Source organism: Vibrio sp. V01_P9A10T6, assembly GCF_963877065.1.
Lineage (GTDB): Bacteria > Pseudomonadota > Gammaproteobacteria > Enterobacterales > Vibrionaceae > Vibrio > Vibrio anguillarum.
On record NZ_CAWNTB010000033.1, the window covers coordinates 14,674 to 38,032 of the forward strand.

18 protein-coding genes are annotated in these 23,359 nt (G+C 45.9%); 8 read left to right on the top strand and 10 right to left on the bottom strand.

Annotation, left to right across the window (positions count from 1 at the left end):
• Positions 1-7 precede the first annotated feature (7 nt).
• The 6 genes from rsxC to gloA all read left to right on the top strand — a co-directional run bounded on the left by rsxC (position 8) and on the right by gloA (position 5,844).
• Positions 8-2,218 (top strand): electron transport complex subunit RsxC, encoded by a 2,211-nt coding sequence (rsxC, locus tag AACQ21_RS02080; protein WP_105976395.1) that lies wholly within the window; start codon positions 8-10, stop codon positions 2,216-2,218.
• Positions 2,218-3,264: an electron transport complex subunit RsxD gene (rsxD, locus tag AACQ21_RS02085; protein ID WP_013857282.1), complete on the top strand. Its 1,047-nt coding sequence runs from the start codon at positions 2,218-2,220 to the stop codon at positions 3,262-3,264. The genes rsxC and rsxD overlap by 1 nt, the downstream gene beginning before the upstream one ends.
• Positions 3,265-3,272: 8 nt before the next feature.
• Positions 3,273-3,911 (top strand): electron transport complex subunit RsxG, encoded by a 639-nt coding sequence (gene rsxG, locus AACQ21_RS02090; RefSeq protein ID WP_105976396.1) that lies wholly within the window; start codon positions 3,273-3,275, stop codon positions 3,909-3,911.
• On the top strand, positions 3,904-4,596 hold the full coding sequence (locus AACQ21_RS02095; protein ID WP_010318468.1) for an electron transport complex subunit E: 693 nt from the start codon (positions 3,904-3,906) through the stop codon (positions 4,594-4,596). Before rsxG ends, AACQ21_RS02095 begins: the two co-directional genes overlap by 8 nt.
• 27 nt (positions 4,597-4,623) lie before the next feature.
• Entirely contained in the window at positions 4,624-5,259 is a 636-nt protein-coding gene (gene nth / locus AACQ21_RS02100; RefSeq protein WP_010318469.1) for an endonuclease III, read from the top strand.
• Between the two features lie 168 nt (positions 5,260-5,427).
• Positions 5,428-5,844 (top strand): lactoylglutathione lyase, encoded by a 417-nt coding sequence (gloA, locus tag AACQ21_RS02105; RefSeq protein ID WP_013857285.1) that lies wholly within the window; start codon positions 5,428-5,430, stop codon positions 5,842-5,844.
• A gap of 107 nt (positions 5,845-5,951) precedes the next feature.
• Here gloA and motY read toward each other — a convergent pair whose 3' ends face one another.
• Positions 5,952-6,833, bottom strand: coding sequence for a flagellar protein MotY (motY, locus tag AACQ21_RS02110; RefSeq protein WP_105976397.1), 882 nt, complete (start codon positions 6,831-6,833; stop codon positions 5,952-5,954).
• A 202-nt stretch (positions 6,834-7,035) separates the two neighbouring features.
• Here motY and rnt point away from each other — a divergent pair, with 202 nt between their 5' ends.
• On the top strand, positions 7,036-7,695 hold the full coding sequence (gene rnt / locus AACQ21_RS02115) for a ribonuclease T (RefSeq protein ID WP_010318472.1): 660 nt from the start codon (positions 7,036-7,038) through the stop codon (positions 7,693-7,695).
• Positions 7,696-7,716: 21 nt separating this feature from the next.
• Positions 7,717-9,042 carry a Na+/H+ antiporter family protein gene (locus AACQ21_RS02120; protein WP_010318473.1) on the top strand — a complete coding sequence of 442 codons (1,326 nt, stop codon included), beginning with the start codon at positions 7,717-7,719 and terminating at the stop codon, positions 9,040-9,042.
• A gap of 82 nt (positions 9,043-9,124) precedes the next feature.
• Here AACQ21_RS02120 and purF read toward each other — a convergent pair whose 3' ends face one another.
• From purF to nagE, 9 genes are all read right to left on the bottom strand, one after another.
• Positions 9,125-10,639 (bottom strand): amidophosphoribosyltransferase, encoded by a 1,515-nt coding sequence (gene purF, locus AACQ21_RS02125; protein ID WP_105976398.1) that lies wholly within the window; start codon positions 10,637-10,639, stop codon positions 9,125-9,127.
• Between the two features lie 33 nt (positions 10,640-10,672).
• Positions 10,673-11,164, bottom strand: a complete 492-nt coding sequence (locus tag AACQ21_RS02130; protein ID WP_013857290.1) for a CvpA family protein — start codon at positions 11,162-11,164, stop codon at positions 10,673-10,675.
• A gap of 61 nt (positions 11,165-11,225) precedes the next feature.
• Entirely contained in the window at positions 11,226-11,771 is a 546-nt protein-coding gene (locus AACQ21_RS02135; RefSeq protein ID WP_105976399.1) for an SPOR domain-containing protein, read from the bottom strand.
• Positions 11,772-13,037, bottom strand: a complete 1,266-nt coding sequence (gene folC / locus AACQ21_RS02140; RefSeq protein ID WP_105976400.1) for a bifunctional tetrahydrofolate synthase/dihydrofolate synthase — start codon at positions 13,035-13,037, stop codon at positions 11,772-11,774.
• Between the two features lie 44 nt (positions 13,038-13,081).
• Positions 13,082-14,008 carry an acetyl-CoA carboxylase, carboxyltransferase subunit beta gene (gene accD / locus AACQ21_RS02145; protein ID WP_013857293.1) on the bottom strand — a complete coding sequence of 309 codons (927 nt, stop codon included), beginning with the start codon at positions 14,006-14,008 and terminating at the stop codon, positions 13,082-13,084.
• A 175-nt stretch (positions 14,009-14,183) separates the two neighbouring features.
• A complete protein-coding gene (truA, locus tag AACQ21_RS02150; RefSeq protein WP_026027499.1) occupies positions 14,184-14,978 on the bottom strand; it encodes a tRNA pseudouridine(38-40) synthase TruA in 795 nt (264 codons plus the stop codon).
• A 171-nt stretch (positions 14,979-15,149) separates the two neighbouring features.
• Positions 15,150-19,499, bottom strand: coding sequence for a FimV/HubP family polar landmark protein (locus tag AACQ21_RS02155; RefSeq protein WP_105976401.1), 4,350 nt, complete (start codon positions 19,497-19,499; stop codon positions 15,150-15,152).
• A 226-nt stretch (positions 19,500-19,725) separates the two neighbouring features.
• On the bottom strand, positions 19,726-21,396 hold the full coding sequence (gene glnS / locus AACQ21_RS02160) for a glutamine--tRNA ligase (protein ID WP_088732089.1): 1,671 nt from the start codon (positions 21,394-21,396) through the stop codon (positions 19,726-19,728).
• 328 nt (positions 21,397-21,724) lie between these two features.
• Positions 21,725-23,212 carry an N-acetylglucosamine-specific PTS transporter subunit IIBC gene (gene nagE, locus AACQ21_RS02165; protein ID WP_013857296.1) on the bottom strand — a complete coding sequence of 496 codons (1,488 nt, stop codon included), beginning with the start codon at positions 23,210-23,212 and terminating at the stop codon, positions 21,725-21,727.
• Positions 23,213-23,359 lie beyond the last annotated feature (147 nt).

The window sequence follows — 23,359 nt, forward strand, 5'->3', positions numbered from 1 at the left end:
GATTGGTATGTTGTCATTAATAGAACAAATCAAAGCTGGCACTCTCTGGAACTTCCCAGGAGGCATTCACCCGCCAGAAAATAAACAGCAGTCAAATCAAACGGCACTGACTCATGCCGGTATACCGCAAGAAATTGTATTGCCACTCAAACAGCATATTGGCCGAGCCGGTGATTTATTGGTCAGCGTTGGCGATAAAGTACTCAAAGGCCAACCACTGACACAATACACCTCAACCTTCATGTTGCCTGTACACGCTTCAACCTCTGGCACCATTACCGCCATTGAACCGCGCACCACGGCGCACCCTTCCGGGTTAAGTGAAATGTGTATTGTCATCACACCTGATCAGCAAGATGAGTGGGCAGTGCGCGCACCACTGGCTGATTATCGACAACACTCCCCAGAGCAATTGATTGAAGTCATTCGTCAAGCTGGCATCTCAGGGTTGGGCGGCGCCGGTTTTCCTACTGCAAAAAAAATGCAATCAGGCCTCGCTCGCACTGATATTTTGATCATCAACGCCGCCGAATGTGAACCTTACATCACGGCCGATGATGTACTCATGCAGCACCATGCCGCAGAGATCATCGATGGGATCAGTATTGTAGAGCACATTCTTAAGCCCAAATTAACCATCATCGGTATTGAAGATAACAAACCAGAAGCAATTCAAGCGTTAGAAGCCGCCGCAATACATAAAGACATCGTGATCCGCGTGATCCCAACCAAATACCCTTCAGGTGGTGAAAAGCAGTTAATTAAATTGCTGACCAACCAAGAAGTGCCTGCGGGTAAAATTCCAGCCGATATTGGCTTGATGGTACAAAATGTTGGCTCTATCTACGCGATTAAACGCGCCGTCATGGATGGCGAACCCCTGATTAACCGCGTAGTCACCTTAACGGGCAATACGTTTAAACAGCCCCGGAATGTCTGGGTTTTATTAGGCACACCCGTACAATATTTACTCGAACAATTTGGCTATAAGGCAGATAAAAAATTACCGCGTCTTATCATGGGCGGCCCGATGATGGGGTTCACCCTGCCTCATTCACAAGTTCCGATCACCAAAACCACCAACTGCATTCTGGCACCCACTCGTAAAGAGATTGCCTCTTCACAACATGAAATGGCCTGCATTCGCTGTGGTCAGTGCGCGGAAGCCTGCCCGGCCTCCTTATTGCCTCAGCAACTGTTCTGGCACGCGAAAGCGGAAGAATATGATAAGTGTGAAGAACTGAACCTCAAAGATTGCATTGAGTGCGGGGCTTGTGCTTATGTTTGCCCCAGTGAAATTCCATTGGTGCAATACTATCGTCAAGCCAAGGCCGAGATAAAAACTCGCCAACAAGAATCAGAAGCCGCTGAACGTGCCAGAGTACGTTTCGAAGAGAAAAAAGCACGTTTAGAACGCGATAAAGCCGATCGCGAGAATCGTTTCAAAAAAGCAGCCGATGAACGTCGTCAAGAGATGACACAAACAGGCGGCGACGATGCGATTGCAGCGGCCATTGCTCGCGTTCAAGCGCAAAAAGCACAAACAGAAAACAACCCAAGCACCGTAAAACCCGCCGTTGCTGCGGCTATTGCTCGCGCTAAAGCCAAGCAAGCCGAAGCACTGCAAGCAGGTCAAGTCGAGCCAGATAACGCTGAAATGGTTAAATTGCGCGAAGAGCGCAAACGTCAAGCTCGCGAGAAAAAAGCGCAGCAAACCAGTGCTGATGCGCCACCAGCAGAAACTGGTGATGATAAAAAAGCGGCAGTCGCTGCCGCCATTGTCCGCGCGAAAGCACGCAAGGCCGAGCAGCAAACGGCGCCGAGTGAACCCCAGCCAACGCTTGAACCTGCACCAACTCAACCTGAGGATGCCAAAAAAGCGGCAGTCGCTGCCGCCATTGCTCGCGCAAAAGCGCGCAAAGCAGAGCAACAAACGGCGCAGAGTGAACCCCAGCCAATGCTTGAACCTGTGCCTGCTCAACCTGAGGATGCAAAAAAAGCGGCAGTCGCTGCTGCCATTGCCCGCGCGAAAGCACGCAAGGCAGAGCAGCAAACGGCTCCGAGTGAGCCTCAGCCAACGCTTGAACCTGCACCTACTCAACCTGAGGATGCCAAAAAAGCGGCAGTCGCTGCCGCCATTGCTCGCGCAAAAGCGCGCAAAGCAGAGCAGCAAACGGCACAAGCGAAAAACAATCATAATTCTGAGGAGAATAATTAGTGGCCTTTTTTATTGCCAGCTCCCCCCATGCACACAGCAAACGCAGCACATCAGAACTGATGAAGTGGGTCGCCTTGTGCGCCTTACCGGGGCTTATCGCGCAGAGCTACTTCTTTGGTTGGGGTACTCTCATTCAACTAATGCTCGCTATCATCATCGCTTTGGCTTTTGAATCTGCCGTTATGCTACTGCGTAAGCGCTCACCACTGTTGGCAATCAAAGATTACAGCGCCGTGGTCACCGCTTGGCTTCTGGCCATTGCTATTCCTCCGATGTCCCCTTGGTGGGTTATCTTTATTGGCCTTATTTTTGCCATCATTATTGCAAAACACTTATACGGCGGACTAGGACAAAACCCATTCAACCCCGCCATGATTGCTTATGTGGTTTTGCTTATCTCTTTCCCTGTGCAGATGACCAGTTGGATTGCTCCAACGGAATTAGCCCCGGATCCAATCTCGTTTAGTGATGCATTTTCACTTATTTTCAGTGGCTTCAACGTAGAAGGTTTATCACTACAACAAATCCGAACAGGTATCGATGGTGTCACTATGGCCACCCCATTGGACGCTGTAAAAACCGGATTACATAACGGTGAGACTCTGCATGAAGCGATGAGCCAGCCTCAATTTAGTGGGTTAGCTGGGCTTGGCTGGGAATGGGTTAACCTTGCCTATTTAGCTGGCGGCTTATTATTGATCAAACTACGTGTGATCAACTGGCATATTCCGATTGCGGTGCTGTGTGGTTTAGTAATGGCAAGTGCTTTCACTGCGCTTATTGAACCGGGAGCAACCGCCTCACCCTTGTTTCATTTGCTCTCGGGCGCGACTATGCTCGGCGCTTTTTTCATCGCAACCGATCCAGTCACCGCTTCCACAACCGTCAAAGGTCGCTTAATTTACGGCGCATTTATTGGCATGATGATTTTCATTATCCGCAGTTGGGGAGGCTTCCCTGACGGGGTAGCCTTCGCTGTGTTACTTGCCAACATGTGTGTCCCACTGATTGATTACTACACTAAACCTCGAACCTACGGGCACTAAGGAGCGCTATGTTAACCGCCATTCGCAATAACGGTTTGATTCTCGCTATCTTTGCCTGTGCTTCAACAGGTGTTGTAGCGTTAACCCAATACCTAACAAAAGATCAAATAACCAAGCAAGAGCAGATTCAACTGCAATCGATTTTAAACCAAGTGATCCCGCACAGTTTGCACGACAACGAACTGTACAAATCCTGTACACTGGTGACTTATCCTGCACTTGGTACAGACCAACCTATGCACGCTTATATTGCCACACAAAACGGTGAACCGAGTGGACTGGCTATTGAAGCCATCGCACCTGATGGCTATAACGGCGCGATCAAGGTAATTATTGGCATCAAACACGATGGCACCATCACAGGGACTCGCGTTCTGTCTCATCAAGAAACACCGGGGTTAGGTGACAAAATAGATTTACGCGTCACTGATTGGATATTGAGCTTTACTGGCAAGCAAGTCACTGAGCAAAATATCGAGACTTGGAAAGTGCGCAAAGATGGGGGACAATTTGATCAGTTTACTGGAGCGACGATTACGCCGCGAGCCGTCGTCAAAGCGGTGAAAAATACCGCTCAGTTTGTGAATCAACATCGAGAAGCACTATTAGCACAACCTTTTGACTGTAAAGGAGCCAGCAATGAGTGATCATAAGACACTGATTAAAAACGGGATGTGGAGCAACAACCCTGCGCTCGTTCAACAACTTGGACTGTGCCCTTTACTAGCGGTTTCTTCCACTGTCACTAATGCGCTAGGTTTAGGCGTTGCAACATTGCTGGTTCTCGTCTGTTCAAATGTCACCATCTCATTAGTACGAGATTATGTCCCCAAAGAAGTTCGTATCCCTGTGTTTGTGATGATCATCGCCGCACTAGTAACTTGCGTACAACTGTTAATGAATGCCTACGCTTACGGCCTGTACCTATCGCTAGGGATCTTCATTCCTCTGATTGTGACCAACTGTATCATCATCGGTCGCGCCGAAGCATTTGCCTCAAAAAATGCAGTGTTGCCTTCAGCACAAGATGGATTTTGGATGGGCATGGGAATGACCACTATTCTGGTCATTTTGGGCGCACTGCGTGAAGTAATTGGCAATGGCACACTGTTTGATGGTGCTGATTTATTACTGGGTCATTGGGCAACCATTTTACGCATTGAGGTCTTCCATTTTGACAACAGCTTCTTGCTTGCGCTCTTGCCGCCTGGAGCGTTTATTGGTGTTGGCTTTTTGATTGCAGCTAAAAATATCATCGATAAAAATCTGGCTGCTCGCCAACCTAAAGAACAAAAGCCCGTCATAGAACGAGCACGCGTCACCAACGCTTAGCGAAATCATAAGGAAGTTTTCCAAACAATGAATAATGTCAAACGAGTCGAGATCCTCGAGCGCTTACGGGCCAATAACCCGAAGCCAGAAACCGAGCTTAAATGGAGCACACCGTTTGAGTTACTGATCTCAGTACTGCTTTCCGCTCAAGCGACTGACGTCAGCGTTAATAAGGCCACTGACAAACTTTACCCTATTGCTAATACGCCACAAGCCATCTTTGAGCTTGGCGTTGATGGGCTAAAGCAATACATCAAAACCATTGGTTTATTCAATTCCAAAGCAGAAAACGTCATCAAAACTTGCCGTATCTTATTGGATCAATACGCAGGAGAAGTGCCTGAGAGCCGTGAAGCATTAGAATCGCTACCCGGCGTTGGCAGAAAAACGGCCAATGTGGTATTGAACACCGCTTTCGGGTGGCCAACCATCGCCGTTGACACGCATATTTTCCGAGTTTCAAATAGAACCAAGTTTGCGGTGGGTAAAAACGTTGATGAAGTGGAACAAAAACTGCTCAAAGTCGTCCCTAAAGAATTCAAAGTTGATGTTCATCACTGGTTGATCTTACATGGTCGCTACACCTGTGTCGCAAGAAAGCCGCGTTGTGGCAGTTGTATCATTGAAGATCTTTGCGAATTCTCTGATAAAACTGACCTATAAAATTTAACCAAATCCCCAAAAGACTCAACTCTGCAAGTAGGCAGTAAGTAAACGAATTCCTTTGAACATAGATAAACTCTGTGATTGGAGTGGGTGAACGTAAGCCAACATCATCGCCACAGTGGTCGGGTGGAGATAGATATTTCATCAGAAAATTAGGAGCTCAACATGTCAAATAGTCGTATTTTGCACACCATGCTACGCGTAGGCGATTTAGAAAAATCGATCGCGTTTTACACCAAGGTCATGGGTATGCAACTGCTTCGTACTAATGAAAATACAGAATACAAATACACATTGGCATTTCTGGGTTATGGCGATGAATCTCAGGGTGCGGTGATCGAACTGACCTATAACTGGGGCACCACAAGCTATGACCTAGGTAATGCTTTTGGCCACATCGCCATTGGTGTTGAAGATGTGTATACCACCTGTGACGCGATTAAAGCGGCTGGAGGTAATGTGACCCGTGAAGCAGGCCCAGTAAAAGGCGGTACCACGCATATCGCTTTTGTGAAAGATCCTGATGGTTACATGATTGAACTTATCCAAAACAAACAAGCATCAGCAGGTTTAGAAGGATAAGCCTCTTTGCAGCATCGGCTAGTTATATAAACTAGATGCGTAAAGTTTCCCGGATAACATCACAAAAAGCAGTCTTTGAAATGGGCTGCTTTTTTACTCTAACGTTATTAGATAATTGTTCGACCCAGTGAAATAACCACGCGACGGTTTTTATCTTTGCCAATGGGTGATGCGTTGTCGGCAATCGGCCTACGTTTACCATAGCCTTGCACTTGAATGCGATCCTCAGGTAACCCCAGTGATTTAAAGTAGTCTCTTAATACCTCAGCCCTACGCTCAGAAAGATCCTGACTCACTCCTCGACTATCAACAGAGTCGGTATAGGTAGAAACCAACACCAAATCAATATCTTGGTTATAGCGAATATAGTCAGCAATTTGCGCAAGCCGTTTTTGCGAAGCTTTATTGAGTTGCACATTATCGCGGTCGTAATGCAGAATCGTAAATGAGATATCTTCAAAACTGTACGTCAGCAAATTGCTCACACAATCGCTAAACACGTTGTACTTCTCTTGAAAAAGAACCGACGAGAGAGCCACTTCAATGCGCTGATCTCGGCTTTGCCAATCTTGGTAGCTAAAGGTTGGATAGCGTCCTTTTTCCAATTCACTGAGTAGGCTCCAAGCGGTTTGACCACCGATGTAACCATCGAACTGTTTGAAGAATTGCAAATTGATAATACGGTCTGCACTCTCACCCGGACGCCAACTCGGTGGTAATGACACTAAACTTACATTGCGAGTTTCGCCCATTGGGCGACGCATTTTGAGTTCGAAATCGAGGTTAATCTTCTTATTCGCACGTGAAGAGAATTCAGCGTCACCGTAATTGGGGATAGGATGGACCAAACGGCACTCTAAAGGGGTATTCGTCACCATCTGCCACGTAGACTGCTGTGGTGTTGCCACATAACGCTTATCCATCGCCATAGGGGCAAAAGATGTCAGTATGCTGGTCATCACAATAGTGGCAGTAACCCATTTATTCATAACGATTTTATTCTCCGAGCGATACTACAACGATGGCGGAAAATTGCCGCTTCGCTTTCTATTGACTAAGTTAATGCAAAAATCTAGCCACATCACCGCACTATCCAACGCATAGTGAAACCTGCATTTATTAACGTGTTTGGTTTTTATCGTAGAAAGAATCTGTAATAATGCCAGCCCTGTCACACAACCAAGAGCTAGCATGACTGAAGTAAATGAAGCATTGACACTGAAAAAGCGTTTCCGCGGTTATTTTCCCGTCGTCATCGACGTCGAAACAGCCGGTTTCAATGCAAAGACCGATGCACTATTAGAAATCTGCGCGATTACGTTGCGTATGGATGAACAAGGTGATCTGCACCCAGCATCGACGATTCACTTTCATGTTGAGCCTTTTGAAGGTGCCAACCTTGAAAAAGAGGCGCTTGAGTTTAATGGCATTCGTGACCCATTTAGCCCATTACGCGGTGCCGTCAGCGAAGCCGAAGCACTCAGAGAAATTTATAAGCTAGTCCGAAAAGAGCAACGCGACAATGACTGTAGCCGCGCGATCATGGTGGCGCACAATGCTACCTTTGACTTGAATTTCGTGATGGCAGCCAGTGAACGCTGCAAGCTAAAACGAGTCCCTTTCCACCCTTTTGCGACTTTTGATACCGCTGCGCTAAGTGGTTTAGCCTATGGGCAAACCGTTTTGGCCAAAGCGTGCAAATCCGCTGGGATGGAATTTGACAATAGAGAAGCGCATTCAGCGCTATACGATACGCAAAAAACAGCCGAACTTTTTTGCGGTATCGTCAACAAATGGAAGGCCCTTGGCGGATGGCCACTTGTTGAACCTTCAGAAAACAATAACAAGTAAACACAACTAACCGAGAAATATATGAATCCTGTAGTAATTTCTGTATGCATCATGCTGCTTCTTGCGCTGATGCGGGTCAATGTCGTCGTCGCACTGACATTTAGTGCGATCGTCGGTGGTTTAGTTGCAGGGATGAGTTTAAATGACGCTGTTTCTGCATTTGAAAGTGGCTTAGGCGGTGGTGCAACCATCGCACTAAGTTATGCGATGCTAGGCACCTTTGCCGTCGCGATTTCTAAATCTGGTATTACTGACTTACTGGCGCAAAACGTGATTAAGCGTATCCATGGCAAAGAGCATGGCGCGGCCACCACAGGTTTGAAGTATGCAGTTCTGGTCGCGCTGGTTCTAGTTACCATGTCATCGCAAAATATCATTCCTGTCCATATCGCCTTTATTCCGATTTTAATTCCACCGCTATTGGGCGTCTTTGCCAAGCTGAAGCTTGACCGCAGGCTGATTGCTTGCGTGCTCACTTTTGGCCTTATCACGCCCTATATGGTCTTGCCTGTCGGCTTTGGTGGGATTTTCCTCAATAACATCTTACTCAAGAATTTACGCGATAATGGCCTTGAAAACGTCACGGCAAGCCAAGTGCCGATAGCCATGCTGCTACCAGCCGCTGGGATGATTTTTGGCTTACTGGTCGCCATTTTCTTTACCTATCGTAAACCTCGCCAGTATCAAGAGACGGAACATACTGTCATTAATACCGAACCAAAAGCGATCAACAAAAAGCATATTTTGATTGCCGCGCTCGGTATTATCACGGCACTTGCCGTACAACTGTCCACAGGTTCAATGATCATCGGCGCACTGGCTGGTTTTATGGTCTTCACTTTTGGTGGTGTGATTGCGTGGAAAGAGACGCACGATGTGTTCACCAAAGGTGTACATATGATGGCCATGATTGGCTTTATTATGATTTCAGCGGCCGGATTTGCCGCCGTGATGAAAGCCACCGGTGGCGTTGAGTCGCTCGTCGAAGCCTTATCAGTAAGCATTGGTGACAATAAAGCTTTATCCGCTTTATTAATGCTGATCGTCGGTTTGTTGGTCACTATGGGCATTGGTTCATCCTTCTCAACGATTCCAATCATCGCAACCATTTACGTGCCCCTTGCCCTCGCCTTTGGCTTTTCGCCTATGGCGACCATTGCGCTAGTGGGTACCGCTGCTGCGTTGGGCGATGCTGGCTCTCCAGCGTCAGATTCCACCTTGGGGCCAACGTCAGGCCTAAATGCAGATGGCCAGCACGAACATATTTGGGAAACAGTGGTTCCAACCTTCATCCATTATAATATTCCACTGATTGTGTTTGGCTGGATTGCGGCAATGATCCTTTAGTCAAACCCTGTTAACGAGCACAAAAAAGGCTTCCTAGATGGAAGCCTTTTTCTTTGCAGCCTATTTGGGGAGATGCGCTCGATTACGCGCCTTCGTTATGAATCTCTAGGTTGGCGAGATCTTGCTGGATTTCTCGAACCGTTTTTGCATCGTCGCTGCGCATCGATTCAAGAAAATCAAGATACTGCTGATCAATATCGCCCGTGACGTATTCGCCGTTAAATACCGATGCTTCAAATTTTGCAATATCGCGGTTACCCATACCGACGGCATCCACCAAATCTTCCAGATTTTGGAAAATCAGAGCATCGGCACCAATTCGCTGCGCAATTTCATCGGCATCTCGGCCATGAGCAATCAACTCGTTAGCACTTGGCATATCAATGCCATAAACGTTAGGGAAACGGATCTCAGGCGCGGCTGACACCATGTACACCTTGTTTGCACCAGAATCACGAGCCATCTCAATAATTTGCTCTGACGTAGTTCCACGCACTATCGAGTCATCCACTAGCAACACGTTTTTGCCCTTAAATTCAGAACGAATCGCATTGAGTTTACGTCGCACTGACTTTTTACGCTGTTGCTGGCCCGGCATAATAAATGTGCGGCCAACGTAGCGGTTTTTAACAAAACCTTGGCGATATGGAATATCAATCGCTTGTGCAATTTGCAATGCGATATCACACGAAGTCTCAGGAATGGGGATCACGACATCAATATCTAAGTCAGCAAATTCGTTCTTGATGCGCTCACCCAACTTTTTACCCATTTCTACGCGCGCGCTGTAAACCGAAATTTTGTCGATAAACGAATCTGGGCGGGCGAAGTAGCCAAATTCAAAAATGCATGGGTTAAGTGTTGGATTATCGGCACATTGTTTAGTAAATAGCTGGCCATCAAAGGTCGCATACACCGCTTCCCCGGGGGCAAGGTCACGCACAAAATCAAAGCCGACAGCATCTAGCGCCACCGACTCCGAAGCGGCCATATATTCAGTACGGCCATCGACTTCACGTTTACCTAAGCAGATAGGACGAATACCATGCGGGTCACGAAACGCGATCATCCCATGCCCAATGATCATCGCGACAACAGCATAAGCACCGCGAATGGTGCGATGTACATTAGCGACAGCGCGAAACACATCTTCTGCGGTTACATTGCCTCTGACTGTATCAATTTCATGCGCCAAGACGTTAAGCAGCACTTCGGAATCTGAAGTGGTATTGATATGGCGACGATCTTTTTCAAACAACTTCTGGCGTACTTCGTTGGCATTGGTGAGGTTGCCGTTATGAGCAAGCGTGATACCGAACGGGGAGTTAACGTAGAAAGGTTGAGCTTCTGAGGCACTCGAACTACCCGCAGTAGGATAACGCACATGCCCAATACCCACCGTTCCTTGAAGACGCTGCATGTGTTTTGCTTCAAAGACATCTTTCACTAAACCGTTCGCCTTACGCAGACGGAAACGATTGCTTTCTATGGTACAAATACCAGCGGCATCTTGGCCACGATGCTGCAATACCGTTAACGCGTCATAAATTGACTGGTTTACCAGCGTTGTACCCACGATTCCAACAATACCACACATGTCCTGATCCTCGATTTGCGACAGTAACTGGCGCTAAATCGCGCCAGAGAGAAAACTTGATGTTGCTTGTAAGTGCTCAAAGAACGGCGCAATGATACGGCTAAATTCCGGTACCAATTGCGAGCTCTTCCACCACTCTGAATTTGGAAATGCGGTAAACGCATCCATAAAAAACAAGGCAGCTGAAACAATCAACACACCACGCAATGCTCCAAAAACAATGCCCAGTACCCGATCAGTTCCTGATAGGCCCGTTTTTTGTACCAATTGAGCAATCACATAGTTAATGATCGCTCCGACAATGAGTGTTGCAACAAACAGTGCTGCGATGGCCGCGCCATTACGAAACATGTCATCTTTGATATTTGAAAAATACACCGCAAGTTTTGCGTAGTATTGGCTGGCAATAAAAAATGCACCGAACCATATCACTAATGACAACGCTTCTTTAGCAAAGCCACGGACTAAACTGATCAATGCCGATAGGCCGATCACACTTAAAATGACAATATCTAACCAATTCATGAGTTCTACATCTTAAGTTGGCGCGCATTTTAACAGAAAAAAACGCGACGCAAACGTTTTCTTATGGGTTTAGTGGTTTAAATTTGAGCAATTGACCTTTTGCACCGGTAATTTTTTCCAGTTCTAAGAGTTGACGCTCAAGCTTGGTTTTGGAAACATCTGGGCCAATAATGATCCGAGTGAAGCCATTTTCTTGCTTAGTATGAGCTTGATAACCCCGTTTTTGCAGATCTTTAACCACGGTTTTTGCATTTTCGGCATTCTTTAATGCCATCAACTGAATGAGCCAAGCACTATCTTGGTAATCATTTCTTTCCGCAGTTTCTTTCACTTTCACAGTGAGTGGCTTGCTCTGCGTTGCTGCGTCGCTCTGGTTAGTTTGTGCGATCACTTCAACAGGCGAATCGGGCAACGCGACTTGATCTTCAACGGGGTCGAGAATTTCAAACTTCTCTACGTCGCTGTCTAATTCAGGCTTAATTGGGATGCTGGCGATATCTTCTTTGTAGTGGATCTTTTTGCCATCCAATACATCAGGTAACACTATCACCCCTATCGCCACCAATATAATTGTTCCTACCAAGCGGCTCTGAAACTTACTTGCCATTTATACTCCTTTGTTCTGCCAGTGCTCTAATACTTCACCCACAGTATGAAACGACCCAACCACGATAATGACATCATTGCTATCGGCTTGTGTCATCGCGGCTTCAAAAGCGCTGACTGGGTTAGCAAACGGTTTAACGCCAGGCTCAAGGTACTGACACAGTTCATTCGCTTGCGCGGCTCTAGGGCCACTTAATGAAGCAGGATACCAAACGTTAGCGATTGATTTCAGTTGATGAAGCGTGGCCTTCACATCTTTATCATGTAGCATGCCAATCACTACATGGACCTTTTTGTGTGCGTAACGCTGTTTGAACTGCGCCACCAAATATTCGGCCGAATGGGGATTATGTGCAACATCAAGAATGATTTCTGGGCTATCACTGATTTTTTGCATCCGCCCAGCAAGTGTTGCGTTGCTAAGCCCATTGACGATATTGACATCACTCACAGCTAAACCGGAGCAGCCGAGTGCCATTAATGCCGTAGCCGCATTAGGCAAGGGCAAGCGAGGGAGCGGTAAATCAGATAACTCAAATGGACCACTTCGCCAATTCCACGTTGTTTCAGAGGCAAGTTCATAGGAAAACTGAATACCGACTTGGTACATCTCCGCACCAATATCATCGGCATGCGCTGCAACCGTTGGTGGTGGCTTAGGCTGGCCGCAAATAGCGGGTTTACCTGCGCGATAAATCCCCGCTTTCTCATAGCCAATAACATTGATGTCATCGCCGAGCCAATCCACGTGATCAATCGCCAAGCTGGTGATCACAGAAACATCGTGATCCACGATATTGGTCGCATCAAGTCGGCCACCTAGCCCAACTTCCAATAAAATGACATCCACCGCTTGCGTTTGAAATAAACGCAGCGCCGCCAATGTACCGAACTCAAATAGGCTTAAACTGATGTCACCCCGTTGCGCTTCAACAAAAGCGAAGGCTTGCGTATGCTGTTCATCGCTGAGCTCAAGCGCATTAATACGCACGCGTTCGTTATAACGGATAAGATGAGGTGAGCTATAAACGCCCACGCGATAACCTGCATCCAATAAAATGGCTTCCATCAATGCACAGGTCGAGCCTTTGCCATTCGTTCCAGCCACGGTGATTACGGTAGGTGCAGGTTTAATAAGATTCGCTTTTTGAGCCACAGCTTGAACACGATCCAAGCCAAGGTCGATAGCGGAGGTATGAATATTCGCTAAATAATCAAGCCACATCGCAAGAGAGGATGTGGCTTGTGGGATAAGGTTTTGAGTCATCTAACGTTTATAACCATTAAGCAGTTAGTGTGTTAGTGCCTACTTTACCCTTTTTCGTGCGCTTCTGGTACAGCGTAATCAGGTTCAATCGGTGAATCGTCAACAGAAACGACCAACGGTGAGCTGTGATTGGTCAATTTAGCGATCAATCCCCCCACGCGTTGACGCATTTCACGGCGATCGACAATCATATCAATCGCACCATGCTCAATTAGGAATTCGCTGCGTTGGAAACCTTCAGGTAGATCTTCACGTACCGTTTGTTCGATAACTCGACGACCTGCAAAACCAATCAGTGCTTTAGGTTCACCAATATTGATGTCACCAAGCATCGCTAAACTTGCCGATACGCCACCCATGGTAGGGTCCGTCATCACTGAGATATAAGGTAAGCCTTTGCTTGATAAACGTTCAAGCGCCGCACTGGTTTTTGCCATCTGCATCAATGACATTAACGCTTCTTGCATACGCGCGCCACCACTGGCAGAAAAGCAAACCAAACCACAGTTGTTTTCTATAGCGGCATCAACAGCTCGTACGAAACGCGCACCAACTACAGACCCCATTGAACCACCCATGAAAGAAAACTCAAAAGCACAAGCAACCAAAGGCATACCCAATAGTTCGCCTTGCATCACCACAAGAGCGTCTTTCTCACCACTGCTTTTTTGAGCGGCTGAAAGGCGTTCTTTATAACGTTTTGAGTCTTTAAACTTGAGTTTATCTTGCGGCTCTAACTCGTCACCAATCTCGACACGATTCTGTTCATCAAGAAAAGTCTCTAAGCGGCGACGTGCTTTCATGCGCATGTGATGATCACATTTAGGGCACACTTCCAAATTACGCTCAAGCTCAGCGTGATATAACACTTGCTCACAAGAAGTACATTTAGTCCAAACCCCTTCAGGGATGGATGCTTTACGCGAAGTTACGATATTGCTTTTTTCTAAAATCTTTTCAAGCCAACTCATGGAAGACCTTTACTCTTAACTCTCTCGCGTGATTGCGAAAGATACAAATTTGGGATTTATGCGTGAGGATTAAAACATATAAAATGCTTAGTGTAGACAAAAAACTGGTTGTACCTATTTTCTGGCTGTCATTTTCACACACGTCACGACTCTGTTTTGGACACTTTACGCGTTATTAGTTCAAATTATCAGCTAAAAATAGCGGCCCAAGCGACTCTTTTGGTAAAGAAAATTCTTCTGGATAATCAACAGCAACCAAATATAATCCTTCAGCTTTGGCTGTTGCACCCGCCAGTTTTCTATCTTTGGCTTCAAGCAACCATTTTATCCATTCGGGAGGCTGCTCACCCCGGCCGACAACGATGAGGCTACCGGTAATATTTCGCACCATATGATGAACAAAAGCATTTGCTTTAATGTCGATGACGACATAGTTGCCATGCCGAGTCACATTCAAATGCATGACGTTTCGCCAAGGACTATTCGATTGACAATGCACAGCACGAAAAGAGGTGAAATCATTTTCGCCCAATAAAAGCTGCCCTGCTTGCTGCATTTTCTCAACGTCTAAATCGCCATGATAATGACTGACACCTGAAGATAATATGCCAGGGCGATAAGCATGATTATAAATAATGTAGCGATAACGGCGTGCTGTAGCCGAAAAGCGAGCGTGAAAATCGCTTGAAACCTCAGTTGCCCAACGAACAGCGATATCTTTTGGTAAATGAGCATTGACACCCATTGTCCAAGCGACCATTTTTCGGCAAGCCGTAGTATCAAAATGTATCACCTGTCCTGTGCCGTGAACCCCTGCATCGGTGCGCCCCGCACACAATACTTCAACCGGATGGTTCGCCACAACTGTGAGTGCTTTTTCTAATTCTTCTTGGACACTTTTAACGTCACGTTGTCGCTGCCAACCATAGTATTGAGAACCATTGTACTCAATACCTAAAGCGATTCTCATCATCTGATTCTCTTTGAAAATGGGTCGGGCAGTATAATCGCAATCAAAAAAAAATTCTAATCGACAAGTCATCTACCCCCAACAACTTTCAATGTGAAGTTCAGGTCATCTGCAAGTCAGAAAAGGCTATTCAATAACAACGAGGCCGTATATTCACGGCCTCGTTTGTTTTTAAGCTCGGCGATTAATGCTGTCAATCAAGGATTTCGCTTCTCGTCGGATATCATCACTACCATCAACAATGGCTTCCTCTAACAGTTTTATCGCCCCTTTATCATCGTTCATCTCGATGTAAATTTTGGCGAGGTCAAGCTTACCCGCCGCCTCAGAGTTATTGTCTACATCGATATCACCAATGTCACCAATCACATCCGGAAATTCACTTAAACCAACATCTAACTTGAGTTCTTCATCTTCAGGGCTGATCCCCTCTTCACCCTCAACTTGAGCCATTAGCTCATCGATGGTCATGTACTGGCTCTTTTGGGCTTCAAAATCATCGAGTTCATCTTGAATTCCCCAGTTTTCATCAAGAATTTGAGGCTCGTCGGTTTGGATCTCATCGTTCCAAACGGCAAGCTCTTCTTCAGGCACGTCATCTGGGATGGAAGCTTGTTGATCTGGCGTTAAATTAAAACCGTTCCAATCTTCACCACCTACCTCTAACATTGCATCAATATTCATACCAGCACTATCAATGGTACGAGCATCTAATGGTCGATCAAAAGAGAATGGCGCAGAAGATACACTTTCCTCATCTAGCCAGTCTTTTAAGGCTTTCTCATCGAACTCCTGTTTTGAAACACTCTGCAATTGGTCTACGTAATCATCTTCTAAAAGCGACTGTTGCTCTGTTTCTAGTGCTGGTTCGTTAATTGAAGCAAGTGCATCTTCTTCACCGAATTCAGGTAAGGATTGCTCGTCAATCGCTTCAAAACTTTCTTGAGCAACAGGCTCTGACGCCGCTTCTTGAGGCTCGGCTATCGCATCCGCCAGCGCGTCTTCTTCTGTGTACTCTGGCAGCTCAAGATCCGTAAGGTCGCTCCCGTCTTCCTTTGCTTCTAGAGGAGGCTCGCTAATTGAAGCAAGTGCATCTTCTTCACTGAATTCAGGCAAGGCTTGCTCGTCAATCGCTTCAAAACTTTCTTGAGCAACAGGTTCTGACGCCGCTTCTTGAGGCTCGGCTATCGCATCCGCAAGCGCGTCTTCTTCTGTGTACTCTGGCAGCTCAAGATCCGTAAGGTCGCTCTCGTCTTCCTTTGCTTCTAGAGAAGGCTCGCTAATTGAAGCAAGTGCATCTTCTTCACTAAATTCAGGTAAGGATTGCTCGTCAATCGCTTCAAAACTTTCTTGAGCAACAGGCTCTGACGCCGCCTCTTGAGGATCGGCTATCGCATCCGCCAGTGCGTCTTCTTCTGTGTACTCTGGCAGCTCAAGATCCGTAAGGTCGCTCTCGTCTTCCTTTTCTTCTTCTAGAGGAGGCTCGTTGATTGAAGCAAGTGCATCTTCTTCACTAAATTCAGGTAAGGCTTGCTCGTCAATCGCTTCAAAACTTTCTTGAGCAACAGGCTCTGACGCCGCTTCTTGAGGCTCGGCTATCGCATCCGCCAGCGCGTCTTCTTCTGTATACTCTGGCAGCTCAAGATCCGTAAGGTCGCTCTCGTCTTCCTTTTCATCTAGAGAAGGCTTGCTAATTGAAGCAAGTGCATCTTCTTCACCGAATTCAGGTAAGGATTGCTCGTCAATCGCTTCAAAACTTTCTTGAGCAACAGGCTCTGACGCCGCCTCTTGAGGCTCAGCTATCGCATCCGCCAGCGCGTCTTCTTCTGACTGCTCTGGCAGTTGGACTTCGGAAAGCTCGCTCTGTGACTGTTCTTCTAGCGATGGCTCATTAAAGGAAGCAAGGAGATCTTCTTCTTCGAACTCCACTAACTTGTCATCGTGGAGATCATCAACATGGTACTTTGCCGATGATTCTGCTGAATTGGTTTGAAGCGGCTCAACATCAGCTTGGCTTGGTTCTTCGTCTTCTAGCTCACCAATGTCCCAGTCTTCATCTTGTGGAACTCCAAATTCGTTAGGGCTGACTTCTGGTTTGCTAACCTGTGCGGGTTCTATTTTTTCCGGGGATGTCGAGCTGCCTAGAGGTTGCTCCTCATTCGGCTTCAGATCCGGATAACTTGCCCCTTCAATTTCTGGGTTAAAATCAAATGAGTCGTCGATAAATTCTTCATCGATGTCGCCATCAACCACTCCCATCTGTTCATCATCCAGTAGAGGATCTTTTTCAGGAGCGGCACTTAGCAGATCGTCAATGAAGATGTCGCTGTTAAACTCGGAATCTTCAACGCTATCGTTTCCATTATCCAACAACTCGCTATTTTTCTGTTCGGTCTCTTCGATATTCTGAGCATGCTGCTCGATTTCCAGCAACTCTTCAAATAATGCCGTACCATCTTCTTCAGCGAGACTATCCTTATCTTCAGCACCTTCTTGCTCTTGGTCTGCCTTTTCAAACTCAAGTGATTCAGAACCATTGTCAGTAAATAGTTCGTCCAATAGCTCTGTACTATTCTCATCCAGCTCGGTTTCAATGTCGGATTCCGTAGCTTCTTCACCCAATAACTCATACAGAGTTTGATCACCAGTGAAGTCAACATCATCAATATCTTCTTCGCTCGAAGCAATGTCTTTATCGGGCTGCACAAGTTCTTCAAGTAAGTCGGTGCTTTCCGATAAGTCTGTCTCGTTCTCTTCATCATCACCGAGTAGCTCATCGAGCAGTTCGACACTGTCACTATCAATTGCTAGGACGTCTTCATCTTGCTCTTCTAATAATTCATCCAGCAGCGCTGTTTCAGTGGAGGAATCAGTTTCTATTGAGGTGAGGTCAGATTGCGCTTCAATCGTTGCGAATAGATCATCAAGTTCACTATCCGACGCTAGCTCTGCTTCTTTTAAATCGAAGTTACCGCCGGTTTTTGCTAGATCAGGCTCTTCTGAATCCAAGTTGAAATCATCTTCGGACTCATCCAATAATGAATCAAAGTCAAAACTATCATGATGATCGTCATCACTATTGGCGGCAAACAAATCGTCAAGTAGCGATTGATCTAAAGTATCGCTTCCGAGATCTTCAGCTTTCTCATCTCCAGCCAATAACGCGTCAATGTCGTCTTCAGAAATGGAATCATCATCATCGGATAAATCAAATTCTGTTTCGCTATCATCTTCATCTAATAACGCTTCGTCTAAAGCTCGCGCCATCTCATCGAGACCGACAGCTTTTTCGTCAGCACCAACACTGATGCCGTTACTGCTAGCAGTCAAATCTTCTAAATCCGCAGCAAGATCACCATCATCGCCGATACTCGCAAATGGGTCTTCGCCATCTTCACCTTCGAGGTTGAAGTCTAAATCTGTATCGTCTAAATCGGCAAAAATGTCCGATTCTTGCTCAGCGTTGTCATCGATTTCATCATCCAGTGTGATGTCGTCACCAAATAACTTCTCACTATCATCAGACTCACCAAACAAGTCATCATCCAACATTAAATCATCGTCAATATCTTCAAGGCTGCCAGCAGCCATTGGCGTTATGGGCTCTTGATTACCTTGAGTGACAACAGGCTGCTCCGTTGGCTTGGATCGGCGGCCAAGCAACATCACAACCAGTAAACCAATTAACAGACCAGGAATAAGGGCGAGAGCGGCGACCAACCAAGAGTTGGAAAGCAGTTGATCAAGTGCACTTGGTGCAAGCTTTTGCGCCTCTAGTGCTTTTCTACGTTCTTCATCAAGTAGCTTTTCAACTTCAGAGCGAATGCGGTTTTCGTCACCGAGTTCTCCTTTGAGTGCATCGACTTCAGATTGAACATCTGCCAGCATCAAACGTAACTTATGATTTTTCTCTTCAAGCGCCAGTAATTCAGTATCAGATTTTACAACTTGTGTGCCAATATCTTTTAGCACAGGTTCACTCTTCGTCTTTTCAACAACTGGTTGAGCGACAGTAGAGGCAATTGTTTTTTCAGGCAAAGCTGTAGAAGCAGCAGTAACAGGCGCTGTTGGCTGCGCCGTATTAGCATTCAATTTGGCTTGATGCGCGGCCATGATATTGACCGCTTCTTGGGTGGGCGCACTATTTACCTGTGCCAATGATGGAACACGTAAGTTGCTACCCGGAATCAAACTGTGAATATTTTGATTTTCGAACGCCTGAGGGTTTAGCCGATAAATGGCCAGCAGGGTTTGTTGTACAGTGACGTTATTCGATGGGCGTAGTCGAGTGGCAATAGACCACAAAGTGTCGCTGTCTAAGGTTGGCCCAAAAAACGTCGATGGTTGGCTATTAGCCTGCTGAAGATTACGAGTTTGAGTGAGATTTTCTGAAAATTGAGGAGAAGACTGGATCTCACCATTCGGCCCAACCAGGCGAATGCTCTCGGCACTAACGATAGAAGTCTGAGTCACGGCAACCATTGCTATCGGCAACAGTAGACGCTGAAAAATTTGACGCATATAAGGCTCAGCTATGTGCTTGGAATAAATAAATACGATGATCTGTTTAATATATCGGATAACGCTAGCAAAACTATAGGACGCAAGGTAAAAAATGTGTCACGACTACGATAATCGCAGGAATCTCACACATTTTTCCCCGCTAAGTGAGCTTGCTCAGACAAAAACAGTACCATAATAAAAAGAAAGGCCAGCATTGGCTGACCTTTTTAAATAGTACTTAAGCTTACTCTGCGTCTATTTTTGCCCAAGTGTCACGTAGACCCACTGTGCGGTTAAAAACCAACGCTTCTGGTTTAGAATCTTTCGAGTCAGCACAGAAATAACCCATGCGCTCAAACTGATAACCTTGCTCCGCATGTGCCGACACCAAACTAGGCTCAACAAAACCATTAATTTTAACCAATGAATCTGGGTTAATGGTTTCGGCAAAGTTGTCAGCCGCCGCCGGGTTGGGAACGGTAAATAGGCGATCATACAAACGAATTTCAGCTGGCAAGGCTTTATCGGCGGATACCCAATGAATAACACCTTTTACTTTGCGTCCATCAGCCGGGTTTTTACCCAGAGTATCCACATCGTAAGTGCAGAATATTGTCGTAATATTGCCTTGTGCATCTTTTTCAATGCGCTCTGCTTTTATTACGTAAGCGCCGCGTAAGCGAACTTCTTTGCCTAGCACTAAACGTTTGTATTTCTTGTTGCCTTCTTCACGGAAATCTTCACGTTCAATCCACAATTCGCGAGTAAATGGAACTTCACGTTCGCCCATTTCAGGCTTGTTTGGATGATTTGCCAGCGTTAACGTCTCGACTTTACCCGCCTCAAAGTTTTCTATCACCACTTTTACAGGGTCAAGAACCGCCATGGCGCGAGGCGCATGTTCGTTTAAGTCTTCACGGATACAAGACTCTAACGAACTGAATTCGATCATATTTTCCTGTTTTGTCACACCTATGCGTTTGCAAAACTCACGAATCGATGCTGGTGTGAATCCACGGCGGCGTAAACCTGAAATCGTCGGCATACGTGGGTCATCCCAACCATCCACTAATTTTTCCGTAACCAGCTGGTTTAGTTTACGCTTAGACATTACCGTGTATTCAAGGTTTAAACGGCTAAACTCATACTGATGTGGTCGACAATCAATCGTGATATTTTCCAACACCCAATCGTACAGACGGCGGTTATCTTGAAACTCTAGGGTACAAATTGAGTGCGTGATCCCTTCCAAGGCATCCGAGATACAGTGGGTAAAATCGTACATTGGATAAATGCACCATTTATTACCCGTTTGGTGATGCTCAGCGAAACGAACACGGTAAAGCACAGGATCGCGCATCACCATAAAGGATGATGCCATGTCAATCTTGGCACGTAGGCACGCTTTGCCTTCTTCGAAACCACCAGCGCGCATTTTCTCAAATAGCGCTAGGTTTTCTTCAATGCTGCGATCGCGGTACGGACTTGGCTTACCTGCTTGAGTCAATGTACCTCGATATTCACGGATCTCTTCTGGACTGAGCTCTTCAACATAAGCCAGACCTTTTTGGATCAACTCAACCGCGTATTGGTATAGTTTGTCAAAATAATCTGACGAATAACAAACATCACCAGACCATTGGAAGCCGAGCCATTTCACGTCAGCTTTGATTGACTCAACGTACTCCATATCTTCTTTTTCAGGGTTTGTATCGTCAAAACGTAAATTACACTGTCCCTGATAGTCCTGAGCAATACCAAAGTTTAAGCAGATAGATTTAGCATGACCGATGTGCAGGTAACCATTTGGCTCGGGCGGAAAACGAGTATGCACACTTGTGTGTTTGCCATCCGCTAAATCTTTATCAATGATTTGGCGAATAAAATTCGATGGACGAGCCTCAGCTTCACTCATCTATAGCACCTCAAAATTATTTAGTATCGTCAGAAGATTTTTCTGTATGTAAGAGCAGCAATGCTTGCAGAAACAGAAAGTTTGTCGCTAATGATCCACAATTATCCGCTCTTGCACAATAAAAAGTGGGCATTTCATGCGATTATTTCAAGACATTGCCTTTTGTCTGGCTAGGCTAAGCAAAATTTCAGGCAAAGGGCGTAAGAAATAGGCAAAAGCTACCGTTGTGGGCAGTCTTAAATTTGAATAGCGCTCATTTGATGAATAAGAAAAGCCTCTGCATGAAGCAGAGGCTTTAAAATAACCTAATCATCCGTTGCGATTAAGACTAAGGAAGTTTCACGCTAGAAAGATCTTCGTTTGCATTGATAGACTTCATCTCACCAGCAACGATTTCAGCAAGAGGGCCTAAGATAACTTGTAGGTTATTAGTACCCAGTTTCACCACACCCATGGCACCCAATGCTTTTAATGTTTTCTCGTCGATAATGCTCATGTCATTGACAGATAAACGTAAGCGAGTGATACAAGCATCGATGTTAGATAGGTTGCTGTGACCGCCTAGAGCTTTAAGGTATTGTTTAGCGAGCTCAGAAGACTCTTTCGCGCCTGATACTTTGCTATCGCTGTCGTCATCTTCGCGACCTGGTGTTTTAAGGCCAAATTTCAAAATAACGGTACGGAAAATCACATAGTACAAAGCAAAGAACACAATACCTTGAACTATTAGCATGTACCAATTAACCGCCAGTGGGTTACGTGATGACAATACCATATCCACAAGGCCTGCAGAGAAACCGAAACCCGCAATCCACTGCATTGAAGCAGCAATGAATACTGATAGACCCGTCAATGCTGCATGCAGTACATATAGTGCAGGAGCAAGGAACATGAACGAGAATTCTAGAGGTTCAGTTACACCGGTAAAGAATGAAGCAAAACCAGCTGCAATCATGATAGAAGCAACTTTCTCTTTATTCTTCGCTGTAGATGTGTGGTAAATAGCCAATGCCGCACCAGGTAGACCAAACATCATAATAGGGAAGAAGCCTGCTTGGTACATACCCGTTACGCCTGGGATACCAGTACCCTCAGCGATAGATTTTGCACCACCTAGGAAGTTAGGAATGTCGTTAATACCCGCAACGTCAAACCAGAATACTGAGTTCAGCGCGTGATGAAGACCAACAGGGATTAGCAAACGGTTAAAGAACGCATAGATACCTGCACCCGCAGAACCTAGACCTTGAATCGATTCACCAAACGATACTAGACCACCATAAACATGCGGCCATACATACATCAGAACGAAGGCGATAAAAATACCAGCAAACGACGTCAAAATAGGTACTAGGCGTTTGCCAGAGAAGAAGGCTAATGCTTTATGCAATTCTACAGTAGAGAAGCGATTGTAGATTTCAGCAGAAACAATACCGACTAAAATACCAACAAACTGGTTGTTGATTTTACCAAAAGCAGCAGGAACTGCGCTTGGATCAATACCTTGGATCTGTGCAACGGCTCCTGGAGAAAGCAAAGTCGTCACGACTAAGAAACCAACAAAACCCGACAATGCAGCAGCACCGTCTTTATCTTTAGACATACCGTAAGCCACACCAACAGCAAACAGTACAGACATGTTATCAATGATTGCAGCACCTGCTTTAATCAGGAATGCAGCCAAGGCACTGTTTGAACCCCACCCATTTGGGTCGATCCAATAACCAATACCCATTAGTATCGCGGCAGCTGGCAATGTGGCAACTGGTACCATCAACGCCTTGCCTACTTTTTGAAAGTATCCAAGAATATTCACCTTAAGTTCCCCCTATAGGATTTAGGATTTTTTGTATTTGGTTGAGCCACTTATTTTAGTCGCTCAATTTAGTCAAACTCAGTTTATGATATTAATTTTGCTCCGCAAATTAAAACCTTATCATTTGTGATCATAATCACCACAATC

Excerpts from the sequence above, each read along its gene's own strand:
- rsxC (WP_105976395.1), top strand. The coding sequence starts at position 8 with ATGTTGTCATTAATAGAACAAATCAAAGCTGGCACTCTCTGGAACTTC.
- rsxG (WP_105976396.1), top strand. The coding sequence starts at position 3,273 with ATGTTAACCGCCATTCGCAATAACGGTTTGATTCTCGCTATCTTTGCC.
- AACQ21_RS02095 (WP_010318468.1), top strand. The coding sequence starts at position 3,904 with ATGAGTGATCATAAGACACTGATTAAAAACGGGATGTGGAGCAACAAC.
- nth (WP_010318469.1), top strand. The coding sequence starts at position 4,624 with ATGAATAATGTCAAACGAGTCGAGATCCTCGAGCGCTTACGGGCCAAT.
- gloA (WP_013857285.1), top strand. The coding sequence starts at position 5,428 with ATGTCAAATAGTCGTATTTTGCACACCATGCTACGCGTAGGCGATTTA.
- motY (WP_105976397.1), bottom strand. The coding sequence starts at position 6,833 with ATGAATAAATGGGTTACTGCCACTATTGTGATGACCAGCATACTGACA.
- rnt (WP_010318472.1), top strand. The coding sequence starts at position 7,036 with ATGACTGAAGTAAATGAAGCATTGACACTGAAAAAGCGTTTCCGCGGT.
- AACQ21_RS02120 (WP_010318473.1), top strand. The coding sequence starts at position 7,717 with ATGAATCCTGTAGTAATTTCTGTATGCATCATGCTGCTTCTTGCGCTG.
- purF (WP_105976398.1), bottom strand. The coding sequence starts at position 10,639 with ATGTGTGGTATTGTTGGAATCGTGGGTACAACGCTGGTAAACCAGTCA.
- AACQ21_RS02130 (WP_013857290.1), bottom strand. The coding sequence starts at position 11,164 with ATGAATTGGTTAGATATTGTCATTTTAAGTGTGATCGGCCTATCGGCA.
- AACQ21_RS02135 (WP_105976399.1), bottom strand. The coding sequence starts at position 11,771 with ATGGCAAGTAAGTTTCAGAGCCGCTTGGTAGGAACAATTATATTGGTG.
- folC (WP_105976400.1), bottom strand. The coding sequence starts at position 13,037 with ATGACTCAAAACCTTATCCCACAAGCCACATCCTCTCTTGCGATGTGG.
- accD (WP_013857293.1), bottom strand. The coding sequence starts at position 14,008 with ATGAGTTGGCTTGAAAAGATTTTAGAAAAAAGCAATATCGTAACTTCG.
- truA (WP_026027499.1), bottom strand. The coding sequence starts at position 14,978 with ATGAGAATCGCTTTAGGTATTGAGTACAATGGTTCTCAATACTATGGT.
- AACQ21_RS02155 (WP_105976401.1), bottom strand. The coding sequence starts at position 19,499 with ATGCGTCAAATTTTTCAGCGTCTACTGTTGCCGATAGCAATGGTTGCC.
- glnS (WP_088732089.1), bottom strand. The coding sequence starts at position 21,396 with ATGAGTGAAGCTGAGGCTCGTCCATCGAATTTTATTCGCCAAATCATT.